This is a genomic window from Streptomyces cucumeris (assembly GCF_024295805.1).
In the GTDB taxonomy this organism is placed as follows: domain Bacteria; phylum Actinomycetota; class Actinomycetes; order Streptomycetales; family Streptomycetaceae; genus Streptomyces; species Streptomyces cucumeris.
Window position 1 is genome coordinate 176018 of the sequence record NZ_JANCLX010000013.1, and the last position, 11965, is coordinate 187982.

Genomic DNA, 11965 nt, shown 5'->3' on the forward strand with positions numbered 1-11965 from the left:
TCAGGCCCCCACGGGAACGGTTGCGTCGACGTCGGACAGATCGGCGGGCGAGGCCAGATGGCCCAGTACCGCGGTGGCGGCGGCCACCTGCGGTGAGACCAGATGGGTGCGGCCGCCCTTGCCCTGCCTGCCCTCGAAGTTGCGGTTGGAGGTGGACGCCGAGCGCTCACCGGGCGCGAGCTGGTCGGGGTTCATGCCCAGGCACATCGAGCAGCCCGCGTGGCGCCACTCGGCACCGGCCGCGGTGAACACCTTGTCCAGCCCCTCCTCGACGGCCTGGAGGGCGACCCGTACCGAGCCGGGGACCACCAGCATCCGCACCCCGTCGGCCACCGAACGGCCCTGGAGGATCGAGGCGGCGGAGCGCAGATCCTCGATCCGGCCGTTGGTGCAGGAGCCGACGAAGACGGTGTCGACCGCGATGTCCCGCAGCGGCTGACCCGCCGTCAGACCCATGTACTCCAGCGCCTTCTCGGCGGCCAGCTTCTCGCTCGCGTCCTCGTAGGAGGCGGGGTCGGGCACCGAGGCCGACAGGGGCGCGCCCTGACCGGGGTTGGTGCCCCAGGTGACGAACGGGGCGAGCTCGGAGGCGTCGATGACGACCTCGCGGTCGAAGACGGCGTCGTCGTCGCTGCGCAGGGTGCGCCAGTACGCGACGGCCTCGTCCCAGTCGGCGTCCCGGGGGGCGTGGGGACGGCCCTCCAGGTAGCGGAACGTGGTCTCGTCCGGCGCGATCATGCCCGCGCGGGCACCCGCCTCGATGGACATGTTGCACACGGTCATCCGGGCCTCCATCGAGAGCTTCTCGATGGCGGGGCCGCGGTACTCGATCACATAGCCCTGACCGCCGCCGGTACCGATCCTCGCGATGATCGCCAGGATCAGATCCTTGGCGGTGACGCTCTCCGGCAGCTCGCCCTCGACCGTGATCGCCATGGTCTTGAACGGAGCCAGCGGCAGCGTCTGGGTGGCGAGCACATGCTCGACCTGGCTGGTGCCGATACCGAACGCGAGCGCGCCGAACGCGCCATGGGTGGAGGTGTGGCTGTCACCGCAGACCACGGTGGTGCCGGGCTGGGTCAGTCCCAGCTGCGGTCCCACCACGTGGACGACGCCCTGCTCGACATCGCCGAGCGGGTGCAGCCGTACGCCGAACTCCGCGCAGTTCTTGCGCAGCGTCTCCAACTGGGCACGGGAGACGGGGTCGGCGATCGGCTTGTCGATGTCGAGGGTCGGGGTGTTGTGGTCCTCGGTGGCGATGGTGAGATCGGTACGACGGACCGGGCGCCCGGCCTTGCGCAGGCCGTCGAACGCCTGCGGGCTGGTCACCTCGTGCAGCAGGTGCAGATCGATGAAGAGGAGGTCGGGCTCGCCTTCGGCGTGCCGGACGACGTGGTCGTCCCAGACCTTCTCCGCGAGTGTCCGTCCCATCGCTTTCCCTCCGGCCGGCGTCGCTGCACGGCCCAAACTCGTGCCGAGTGCGTGCCCTGGTCTGCGGGCCCGCCATTCCAGAGTGGCGGGTCTCCCGGAAAATTGAACTTGCGTTTCACAGTGTGAGACGCGAGTATCGTTGCATGGACAACTCTAGTGGCGTCGGCGTTCTCGACAAGGCGGCTCTGGTTCTGAGCGCTCTGGAGTCCGGTCCGGCCACCCTCGCCGGGCTGGTCGGGGCGACGGGCCTCGCGCGGCCCACGGCACACCGGCTGGCGGTGGCTCTTGAGCACCACCGGATGGTGGCGCGTGACATGCAGGGCCGTTTCATCCTGGGCCCGCGCCTGGCCGAGCTGGCCGCGGCGGCGGGCGAGGACCGGCTGCTCGCGACGGCCGGCCCGGTGCTCACGCACCTGCGGGACGTGACGGGCGAGAGCGCGCAGCTCTACCGGCGCCAGGGCGATATGCGGATCTGTGTGGCGGCGGCCGAGCGGCTGTCCGGACTGCGGGACACCGTGCCGGTCGGCTCCACGCTGCCCATGAAGGCGGGCTCGGCCGCCCAGGTGCTGATGGCCTGGGAGGAGCCGGAGCGGCTGCACCGCGGGCTCCAGGGCGCCCGCTTCACGGCCACCGCCCTGTCGGGCGTGCGGCGGCGGGGCTGGGCCCAGTCGATCGGCGAGCGCGAGCCGGGCGTGGCGTCGGTCTCCGCGCCGGTGCGCGGGCCGTCCAACCGCGTGGTCGCCGCCGTCTCGGTCTCCGGACCGATCGAGCGGCTGACCCGTCACCCGGGCCGGATGCACGCCCAGGCCGTCATCGATGCCGCCGCACGCCTCAGCGAAGCCCTCCGCCGGGGCAACTGACCACCCGCCCCGGCGGGCCTGCGCCCTACGGGCGACCGGGCCCGCCGAACGCCCCCGGGTTGGGACGCACGCCCGGCCGTCATCGACGCCACCGCGTGGCTCAGCGGGGCCGTCGCCGAGGCGGGCGCCCTCGACACCGGCGCCCGGCCCGGCGGGTTTCCGTCAAGGCGTGAAGCACTGATGGCACCCCGGAGCCGTGCCCGCCCAGCGCGGCAGAGCCGCTGAGCGGTCACCCCAGGGCTGCCCGTACGCACCCGGCCGCCGCACGCTTCGGCGAAGCCCTCCGCCGGGCAACTGACGCCCGCCCCCTCGCGCCGGGGTACCAGCCCACCCTGGCCAGGCACCCGTGCGCCGAAACGGCCGCCGAGGACCGGGGCGCTTCGGCGAAGCCCTCCGCCGGGGCCGACCGGCCGCCCCTCCCCCGTCGGGAGGCGGCCCTCGGTGCTCAGGCGCCCTTGAGTGACAGACGGTCCGCGGCGCGGTCGCCGCGGCGGCCGACCGGCACCACGCCGGCGGCCTTTCCCAGCCCGAATTCCGGCATGTTGATGTACACCGACTCATGGGCCCCGGCCGGGACCACATAGGTCTCGTGCCAGAAGCCGACCTTGCCCCGGCCCTCCCGTATCCGGCGGTTGAACGCCGCCCAGGCGGGGCGGTGCTCCTTGTCCTGGGCCACGGAGTACTCCAGCAGCCGGTCATGCGAGGCCCAGTACTGGACCACGTAGATCACCCGCGGCGGACCGAACAGCAGCTGGTAGCCCAGCATCCCGCTCTCCTCGTCCTTCGACAGCTCGCGCAGCATCCTCGGCATCGCCTTGAACACCGGCAGCCAGCTGCGCAGCGCCCGGAAGCGGTTGATGCGCATGCCGATCAGGAAGAGCGTCACGTCCCCCTCGGCCTCGGCGGTCATACGTCCCGCAAGCAGCTCGGCACCCATGGTGATCCCCTCGTTCCTCGCCCTGTACGATTGGATAGCGCCACTATCCATGAGTTAGATAGTGCCACTCTCCAAGGGAAGGTGCAACCGGTATGCGACTGGCGGAGCTCAGCGAACGCAGCGGAGTGTCCACCGCGACGATCAAGTACTACCTGCGGGAGGGGCTGCTGCCGCAGGGCGAACGGATCACCGCCACCAAGTCCGAGTACGGCGAGGAGCACCTGCGCAGGCTGCGGCTGGTCCGGGCGCTGATCCAGGTCGGCCGGATGCCGGTGGCCACCGCCCGTCAGGTGCTGGAGGCCGCCGAGGACGAGTCGCTCAGCGAGAACACCCGGATGGGAGCCGCGGTCTGGGCGCTTCCGCACGGCCCGGAGCCCGATGAGGGCGACCCCGTGACGGCGTCCGCCCGCGAGCAGGTGGACACCCTGCTGGAGCGGCTGGAGTGGCGGCACTGCCAGGAACTCGGCGATGTCGCCCCCGCGTACCGGATGCTGGTGTCGGCCGTCGCGACCCTGGACCGCCTCGGATATCCGCATGAGACCGGCCACTTGCAGCTGCACGCCCGGCTCGCGGCCGAACTGGCCGTCGCGGACCTGGATCTGGTGGAGACCTACACCCCGCAGGAGCGGATCGAGGCGGTCGTCGCGCTGACCGTGCTGTACGAGCCGGTACTGCTGAGCCTGCGGCGGCTGGCGGAGACCGAGGAGTCCCACCGGCGCTTCGACGATTGAGGGGACGCACCCCGGGGCACCCGCACCGGGCCGGGGCCGGGAAAGCGAAAGGCCCTCCGCGTATACGCGGAGGGCCTTTTCTCTGTACCCCCGACCGGATTCGAACCGGCGCTACCGCCTTGAGAGGGCGGCGTGCTAGGCCGCTACACAACGGGGGCCTGTATCAGCACGAGCTGTACTGCGCTGGGCTACCAGGACTCGAACCTAGACTAAATGAACCAGAATCACTCGTGCTGCCAATTACACCATAGCCCATGGTATAGACCAGTACCCCCGACCGGATTCGAACCGGCGCTACCGCCTTGAGAGGGCGGCGTGCTAGGCCGCTACACAACGGGGGCCCTAGCGACTCCTCCGTTTCCGAAGGAATCCGTACCCCCGACCGGATTCGAACCGGCGCTACTGCCTTGAGAGGGCAGCGTGCTAGGCCGCTACACAACGGGGGCTTGGTCCTGCTTGGTCAAGAGATTTCCGGAAATCCGAGAAGATCTCTTGCTGGGGTACCAGGACTCGAACCTAGACTAAGTGAACCAGAATCACTCGTGCTGCCAATTACACCATACCCCACCAAAACTCCACCCCCGTAGGGGTTTTGTTTGGCTTGCGCCTCCGGCCCGGCCTCTCGGCCCGCCCGTCCGGCGCAGGAAGAACATTACCCGATGGTGGACGGGCCACCAAAACGGATTCGCCGTGCGGGGGCGCCGCGTGCCGGGCACCCGGCGCCCCGCGGCACTACACCGCCAGCTTCGCCAGCGCCGCGTCGATCCGGGCGAGCGTGCGCTCACGTCCGAGGATCTCCAGCGATTCGAACAGCGGCAGGCCGACCGTACGGCCGGTGACCGCGACCCGGACCGGAGCCTGGGCCTTGCCCAGCTTCAGACCGTGCTCCTCACCCGCCGCGAGGACCGCCTCCTTGAGCGGCTCGGCCGCCCACTCCGCCTCGGCCAGCTTGGCCCGCGCGGTGGTGAGCAGGGCGTCCGCGCCCGGCTTCATCGCCTTCGCCCAGGACGCCTCGTCGGCCACCGGCTCGTCCAGGAAGAGGAAGTCGACGTTGGCGGTGATGTCGGACAGCACCGTCAGCCGGGTCTGGGCCAGCGGCGCCAGCGCCTCGAAGGCCGCGGTGTCGAACCGCTCGGGGGCCCAGGGCGCGTGCGGGGCCCGCAGCCAGGGACCGCACGCCTCGATGAACGCCTTCACATCCAGCATCCGGATGTGATCGGCGTTGATCGCCTCGGCCTTCTTCAGGTCGAAGCGGGCCGGGTTGGCGTTCACACCGTCGATGTCGAACGCCGCGACCATCTCGTCGATCGAGAAGACGTCCCGGTCGGCCGAGAGCGACCAGCCCAGCAGGGACAGGTAGTTGAGCAGCCCCTCGGGCAGGAAGCCGCGCTCCCGGTAGAGGTTCAGCGACGACTGCGGGTCGCGCTTGGAGAGCTTCTTGTTGCCCTCGCCCATGACGTACGGGAGGTGACCGAAGGAGGGCACCAGACCGCCGCCCACCCCGATCTCGGCCAGCGCGCGGTACAGCGCGATCTGGCGCGGGGTGGAGGACAGCAGGTCCTCGCCGCGCAGTACGTGGGTGATCTCCATCAGCGCGTCGTCCACGGGGTTGACGAGCGTGTAGAGCGGGGCGCCGTTGGCCCGGACGATGCCGTAGTCCGTCACGTTCTCCGGCGTGAAGGTCAGCTCGCCGCGGACCAGGTCGGTGAAGGTGATCGGCTCATCGGGCATCCGGAAGCGGACGATCGAGGAACGCCCCTCCGCCTCGTACGCCGCGATCTGCTCCGCGGTCAGGGTGCGGCAGGCGCCGTCGTAACCGGAGGGACGCCCTTCCTTGCGGGCCGTCTCGCGGCGCTCCTCCAGCTCCTCGGCGGTGCAGTAGCAGCGGTAGGCGTGCCCCGCCTCCAGCAGCTTCTCCGCGACGTCGCGGTAGAGGTCCATCCGCTGCGACTGGCGGTAGGGCGCATGCGGACCGCCGACCTCGGGGCCCTCGTCCCAGTCGAAGCCCAGCCAGCGCATCGCCCCCAGGAGCTGCTCGTACGACTCCTCGGAGTCGCGGGCCGCGTCGGTGTCCTCGATGCGGAAGACCAGCGTGCCGCCGTGGTGGCGGGCGAAGGCCCAGTTGAACAGGGCGGTGCGGACCAGTCCCACATGGGGGTTGCCGGTCGGCGAGGGACAGAAACGAACCCGCACGGGGGCGGAGGAGCTTGCGCTAGCCACGCTTGATCACCTTGTTGGTGAGAGTGCCGATGCCTTCGATGGTGACGGCGACCTCGTCGCCGACGGAGAGCGGGCCCACGCCCGCCGGGGTGCCGGTGAGCACCACGTCGCCCGGGAGCAGCGTCATGGCCTCGGTGATGTGCACGATCAGGTCCTCGATCGGGCGCACCATCTCGCTCGTACGGCCCAGCTGGCGCTGCTCCCCGTTGACCGTGCACATGATGCCGAGATCCGCGGCACGCGTCAGGTCGATATCGGTCTCCACCCAGGGGCCCAGCGGGCAGGAGGTGTCGAAGCCCTTGGCCCGCGCCCACTGGTCCTCGCTGCGCTGCACATCCCGGGCGGTGATGTCGTTGGCGCAGGTGTAGCCGAGGATGACGTCCTTGACCCGCTCGCGCGGGACCTCACGGCACATCCGGCCGATGACCACGGCCAGCTCGGCCTCGTGGTGCACCTCGGAGGAGAAGGAGGGGTACACCACCGGGTCACCGGGGCCGGTCACCGAGGTGGACGGCTTGAAGAAGGTGACCGGGACGTCGGGGACCTCCTGGCCGAGCTCGGCGGCGTGCTCGCGGTAGTTGCGGCCGATCGCCACGACCTTGTTGGGCAGGACGGGCGGCAGCAACCGCACCTTGCTCAGCGGGATCTTCTGCCCCGAGCGCTCGAAGTCGGCGAAGGGGTGGCCCTTGATGATGTCGACGACCGGGCCGTCCTGGCCGGACGGCTCACCCTCGACCACTCCGAAGGCGACGTTGCCGTCGATGGAGAACCTGGCGATGCGCACGGGAAGCTGCTGCCCCTTAACTGGACTCGCTGGAGACTGACGCTCCAGGCTATCGCTCCGCGTCCCGCGCGCCGCCGCGTCATCGGCCGGGGGCGGTGGTGTCCGCCGGGACCGGCCGTCCGGACGGTCCGGGTGCGGTCCCTACAGGGCCGGGGCCTTGGTCAGCACGGTGCGCCGGGGGTTGGCGGTCTGGACCGGCAGGTCGACGGAGTGCTCCGGCTGCTCCTCGGTCGCGGTCAGCAGCTCCTCGGCGTCGTTCAGATGCGCCAGGGTGGTGCGCCGCGGGTTGGCTATGGTGCGGAACATCATCGTCGTCTTCACTGGGGTCATGCCTCGCTGTTGTCGTTTTGACGGTCCGTGTAAAGCGTCAGGCTAGAGGCGGCTTTGCCCACGGAATCGCGAAAAAAGTCGGCGCCAGCATGTGATTTTGCTCACGAATCATCGGGCAAATGCCACATTGGAGACAGTTGATTCAATCACCCTAAACGGACATTGCCCCACTGAACCTGACGTTCCGCTCTTGATCATCGCTAGCCGGACACGGGATCCGTGCGCTCGACTCGTTACTAAAAGTCCGTTATCGCCGACATGACTTTCTACGTCCGGTAATAAAGCCCATACGCAGCGTCACGCGCGTCACAGCCTCAACCCTTGCCCTTGTTGCAGCATCCGGCACTGTGCTGGAATTCCCGGGACCGCCGTGGGAATCATCCGGCGCGCACGGAGCGCAAAGAGGCGCCGAGCGGCGGGGGTTCCTCTTGTCGATACGAAAGGAAGCGCGCCGGTCACTCACGACCGACAGGGGGGATCGCGGTCCCCCACGACTCGACACCGCTTCATCGTGGCTCGGTGAAGCGCCTGGTCCAGAGGTTGCGACGCTAGTGCAGGGACGTTTCAAGAGGGATGGCAGCGCTTCGGCGGACCCGGAGCCGCGCGGTGGGACCGACCGCGGCTCCTCGCCCCAGCGCGCCCAGGGCACCGGCAGGCTGCCGGCCGACCAGGGCTCCGAGCCCGGCGCGCTGAGCGCGCAGCAGACCGGCAAACCCAGCGGTGGCGAAGCCGCGGAGCAGCCCAAACCCAAGAGCCCCAGCGGGCCCGGCAATCGCATGGCCCTGCGCAACTGGCGCATCAGCACCCGTCTGGTCTCCCTGCTCGCGCTCCCCGTGGTCGCCGCGACCACCCTGGGCGCCCTGCGGATCCAGGACTCGCTCGACAACATCGAGCAGCTGGACCAGATGAAGCTGCTCACCGAGATGACGCAGCAGGCCACCCAGCTCGCGAGCGCCCTCCAGGAGGAGCGCGACAAGTCGGCGGGGCCGCTGGCGGGCAGGGGCAACGCCAAGGACGACCGGGTCGTCTCCACCCGTGAGGACACCGACCGCGCCATCTCGGCGTTCCGCACCGCGACCGACGACATCGACCCCGGCGACCAGTCGATGGCCGGTGTGCAGTCCACGCTCGTCGACATCAGCCGTCAGCTCGGCAAGATCAACGAGATCCGTGACACGGCGTACGACAACAGCCAGTACTACTCGCTGACGGTCCAGAACTACAACGAGCTGATCAACTCGCTGCTGTCGCTCTCCCAGGACATGGCGCAGGCGACCAGCAATCGCGCGATGATCAACAACACCCGCGCGCTGGCCACCTTCTCCTCCGCGAAGGAGTACGCGTCCATCCAGCGCGCGCTGATCAGCGCCGCGCTCGCCGACCCGGACGGCGCCGAGTTCTCGGCCAACGACCGCCGCTTCGCCAAGACCGCGGTGGACAAGGAGAACGAGGCCCTCGGCCGCTTCAAGCAGATCCGCCAGGGCAACTCCGAGGACCTCCTCGAACCGCTGGACAGCCGCCCGGACATCAAGGCGGCGACCATGTACGCGGACCGCGCGGTCCGCGACCCCGACGGCCTGAAGGCCGAGAAGCGCACCGATCTTGACTGGTACGACCAGGACAGCATCAAGATCGAAGAGATGGACAAGATCGAGGAGACGCTGCTCAGCGAGATGCAGCAGAAGGCTCGTGAGCTCCGTCAGGACGCCCAGCAGGACGCGATCATCAACGGTGCGCTGATCCTGCTCGTCCTCGGTGTCTCCCTCGTCGGCGCCTTCGTCGTCGCCCGCTCCATGGTCCGTTCGCTGCGCCGCCTCCAGGACACCGCGCAGGAAGTCGCCCAGAAGCGGCTGCCCGAACTGGTCAAGCAGCTCTCGGAGTCCGACCCGCAGGACGTGGACACCTCCGTGGAGTCCGTCGGCGTGCACAGCCGGGACGAGATCGGCAAGGTGGCCACGGCCTTCGACGACGTGCACCGCGAGGCGGTCCGCCTCGCCGCCGAGCAGGCGCTGCTGCGGGGCAACGTCAACGCGATGTTCACCAACCTCTCGCGCCGCAGCCAGGGCCTCATCCAGCGCCAGCTCTCGCTCATCTCCGAGCTGGAGAGCCGCGAGGCCGACCCGGACCAGCTGTCCTCGCTGTTCAAGCTGGACCACCTGGCCACCCGAATGCGGCGTAACGGTGAGAACCTGCTGGTCCTCGCCGGTGAGGAGCCGGGCCGCCGGTGGACCCGGCCGGTCCCGCTGGTGGACGTGCTCCGCGCCGCCGCCTCCGAGGTGGAGCAGTACGAGCGCATCGAACTCAGCTCGGTCCCGGCGACCGAGGTCGCCGGCCGGGTCGTCAACGACCTCGTCCACCTGCTGGCCGAGCTGCTGGAGAACGCCACCTCGTTCTCCTCGCCGCAGACCAAGGTCAAGGTGACCGGTCACGCCCTGCCCGACGGGCGGGTGCTGGTCGAGATCCACGACACCGGTATCGGCCTCTCCCCCGAGGACCTGGCCGCGATCAACGAGCGGCTGGCCAGCCCGCCCACGGTCGATGTGTCGGTCTCCCGCCGCATGGGCCTGTTCGTGGTCGGCCGGCTGTCCCTGCGGCACGGCATCCGCATCCAGCTCCGGCCGTCCGACTCGGGCGGTACGACGGCACTGGTCATGCTGCCGGTCGACGTCGCCCAGGGCGGCCGCAAGCCGGGCGCCCAGACGCCCGGCGGCGGCAAGGCCGGTGCGGGCGCTCCGGGTTCCGGCGGACCGGGCAACGGCGGGCCGGGGAACGGCTCGGCCGGACTGCTGGGCTCCGCCCCCTCACGGCGCCAGGTGCCCGGCACGGGCTCGCGTGCCGCGCTCCCCGGCACCGGTGGTGCGGGCGCTCCCGGCGGCGGTGGCACCACCAGCAGCGGACTGCCGACCCGGCCGGTCGGTGCCGGGGCGGGCCCGCAGGGCGGCGCCCCGTCCGGCGGCAGCCTCTTCGACAGCGGACGGCCTCCCGGCCCCCGCAGCAACGCCCCCGCGGGCTCCCGCGGTCAGGGCGGACCCGGCGGAGCCGGTGCTCCGGGCGCCGCGTCCGGCCGTCCGCCACTGCCGCAGCGCGGGGACGGCCCGACCGTCGCCCCGCCGACCGGTGCCCCGGCCCGCGCCGACTCCGGCGACCAGGGCGCCCGTCCGCAGCTCCCCCCGCGCGACCGCGCGCCCGAGCTGCCCGCCCCCACCCAGCCGGGCACCAGCTGGGGCGCCCGCCGCGCCGCGGGGGGCGATGACTGGCCCGCCGCGCCGCGGGACGCGGGCGACACCCCGCGCGGCCATGAAGAGGCCGACTCCACCGGCCCGCTCTCCCGGCCCGACCTGGGCGGCGCGCCGTCCCAGCGGCGTGACCCGTTCGGCACCCGCGGACCCGGTGACACCGGGGAGTTCGCGCGCCCCGACCAGGGCGACGGCCCCGACATGTTCGAGCCGCGCCGCGGTCCGGGCGACACCGGCGAGTTCGCGATGCCGGGCCGTCCCGACACGCCGGGTGCCCGCGGACCGCAGGACGCGGGCCGGGGGCCGGGCGACACCGCCCAGTTCGAGCGCCCCGACTTCAGCCAGGGCGGCCCGGGCGACACCGGCCGGTTCGCCCGCCCGGAGCTCGGCCAGGGCCCCGGCAGCACGGGCGAGTACGCCCGCCCCGAACTGGGCCAGGGCCCCGGCAGCACGGGCGAGTACGCCCGCCCCGAACTGGGCCAGGGTCCGGGCAGCACGGGCGAGTACGCCCGCCCGGAGCTTGGCCAGGGTCCGGGCAGCACCGGTGAGTACGCTCGCCCCGAACTCGGACAGGGCCCCGGCGACACCGGGGAGTTCGCCCGTCCGGACGTCAACACCGCGGGACCCGGCGACACCGGAGAGTTCCCGCTCCCCCAGGACGGACGGAGCACCTCCGCACAGGAGGAGGCGCTGCCGCCCGCCGGTCCCGGCGACGGCCGTACGCCGATCTTCGACACCATCGAGTCGAACTGGTTCCGCGAGCAGGCCGAGCCCACCGGCACCTCCGGTGCGGACTCCCGGTACCCCGCGGCGCCGTCGCAGCCCGCTCAGCCGAGCCGCCCGGTGCGGCCCGCCGAGCCCGTCGCGCCGGAGCCGCCCGCTCCGGCCACGCCTCCCGCCCCGCGCCGCGAGCCGCAGCCGGCGTCCCGGGGCACCGGTGAGTTCACCGGACTGCAGGGTGCCAACGGCGCGAACGCCGCCGGCCCCGGTGGTCTGAACGGCACCGGTTCCTGGCGTACGTCGGCCAACGACGAGCGCTGGCGCCGCGCCGAGCAGATCCGTGAACCCGCTGCGGGCGGGGTCACCTCGTCCGGGTTGCCGCGCCGGGTGCCCCGCGCGAACCTCGTGGAGGGCGCCGCCCAGCCGGCCCAGCCCGACGAGAGTGGACCGCAGGTGTCTCGCGCGCCCGATGATGTACGCGGGAGGCTGACCAACCTCCGCCGGGGGATCCAGCAGGGCCGTCGGGCCGGAACCGGTCTCGACGGCAATCACGATCGCGGCGTAGGCCCGACTTACCAGCAGGAGCGTTAGTTGAGCCCGATGAGCCAGGCGGCGCAGAATCTGAACTGGTTGATCACCAACTTCGTGGACAACACCCCCGGGGTGTCCCACACGGTGGTGGTCTCCGCCGACGGACTCCTTCTGGCGATGTCCGA

General features: G+C 71.2%; 9 protein-coding genes and 5 tRNA genes. 4 read left to right on the forward strand and 10 right to left on the reverse strand.

Annotation, left to right across the window (positions count from 1 at the left end; genetic code table 11):
- On the reverse strand, positions 1–1431 hold the full coding sequence (gene leuC, locus NMK44_RS20770) for a 3-isopropylmalate dehydratase large subunit (RefSeq protein WP_254745239.1): 1431 nt from the start codon (positions 1429–1431) through the stop codon (positions 1–3).
- A 143-nt stretch (positions 1432–1574) separates the two neighbouring features.
- On the opposite strand from leuC, the gene ndgR reads away from it, so the two are divergent.
- Positions 1575–2291, forward strand: coding sequence for an IclR family transcriptional regulator NdgR (ndgR, locus tag NMK44_RS20775; protein ID WP_254745241.1), 717 nt, complete (start codon positions 1575–1577; stop codon positions 2289–2291).
- A 445-nt stretch (positions 2292–2736) separates the two neighbouring features.
- Here ndgR and NMK44_RS20780 read toward each other — a convergent pair whose 3' ends face one another.
- Positions 2737–3228, reverse strand: a complete 492-nt coding sequence (locus NMK44_RS20780) for a DUF4188 domain-containing protein (protein ID WP_254745243.1) — start codon at positions 3226–3228, stop codon at positions 2737–2739.
- Between the two features lie 92 nt (positions 3229–3320).
- Between NMK44_RS20780 and NMK44_RS20785 the strand changes: the two genes are divergently transcribed.
- Entirely contained in the window at positions 3321–3959 is a 639-nt protein-coding gene (locus tag NMK44_RS20785; RefSeq protein ID WP_254745245.1) for a MerR family transcriptional regulator, read from the forward strand.
- An 85-nt stretch (positions 3960–4044) separates the two neighbouring features.
- Here NMK44_RS20785 and NMK44_RS20790 read toward each other — a convergent pair.
- The 8 genes from NMK44_RS20790 to NMK44_RS20825 form a co-directional block, all read right to left on the reverse strand.
- Positions 4045–4117, reverse strand: a tRNA-Glu gene (locus NMK44_RS20790).
- 25 nt (positions 4118–4142) lie between these two features.
- Positions 4143–4214 (reverse strand) — tRNA-Gln (locus NMK44_RS20795).
- A 13-nt stretch (positions 4215–4227) separates the two neighbouring features.
- Positions 4228–4300 (reverse strand) — tRNA-Glu (locus tag NMK44_RS20800).
- Positions 4301–4332: 32 nt separating this feature from the next.
- Positions 4333–4405: transfer RNA gene (locus tag NMK44_RS20805), tRNA-Glu, on the reverse strand.
- A 49-nt stretch (positions 4406–4454) separates the two neighbouring features.
- Positions 4455–4526 (reverse strand) — tRNA-Gln (locus NMK44_RS20810).
- Between the two features lie 165 nt (positions 4527–4691).
- Entirely contained in the window at positions 4692–6179 is a 1488-nt protein-coding gene (gltX, locus tag NMK44_RS20815; RefSeq protein ID WP_254745247.1) for a glutamate--tRNA ligase, read from the reverse strand.
- A complete protein-coding gene (locus tag NMK44_RS20820; protein WP_254745249.1) occupies positions 6172–6963 on the reverse strand; it encodes a fumarylacetoacetate hydrolase family protein in 792 nt (263 codons plus the stop codon). Before NMK44_RS20820 ends, gltX begins: the two co-directional genes overlap by 8 nt.
- A 141-nt stretch (positions 6964–7104) precedes the next feature.
- Positions 7105–7284, reverse strand: coding sequence for a hypothetical protein (locus NMK44_RS20825; protein WP_254745265.1), 180 nt, complete (start codon positions 7282–7284; stop codon positions 7105–7107).
- A gap of 560 nt (positions 7285–7844) precedes the next feature.
- Between NMK44_RS20825 and NMK44_RS20830 the strand changes: the two genes are divergently transcribed.
- Both NMK44_RS20830 and NMK44_RS20835 read left to right on the forward strand, forming a co-directional pair.
- Positions 7845–11840, forward strand: coding sequence for a sensor histidine kinase (locus tag NMK44_RS20830; RefSeq protein WP_254745251.1), 3996 nt, complete (start codon positions 7845–7847; stop codon positions 11838–11840).
- 9 nt (positions 11841–11849) lie between these two features.
- The coding region (locus NMK44_RS20835; RefSeq protein ID WP_302888475.1) for a roadblock/LC7 domain-containing protein at positions 11850–11965 on the forward strand (116 nt) is incomplete at its 3' end.

Bases quoted from the DNA above. Each gene is read 5' to 3' on its own strand.
- leuC (WP_254745239.1), bottom strand. From the start codon at position 1,431: ATGGGACGGACACTCGCGGAGAAGGTCTGGGACGACCACGTCGTCCGG.
- ndgR (WP_254745241.1), top strand. From the start codon at position 1,575: ATGGACAACTCTAGTGGCGTCGGCGTTCTCGACAAGGCGGCTCTGGTT.
- NMK44_RS20780 (WP_254745243.1), bottom strand. From the start codon at position 3,228: ATGGGTGCCGAGCTGCTTGCGGGACGTATGACCGCCGAGGCCGAGGGG.
- NMK44_RS20785 (WP_254745245.1), top strand. From the start codon at position 3,321: ATGCGACTGGCGGAGCTCAGCGAACGCAGCGGAGTGTCCACCGCGACG.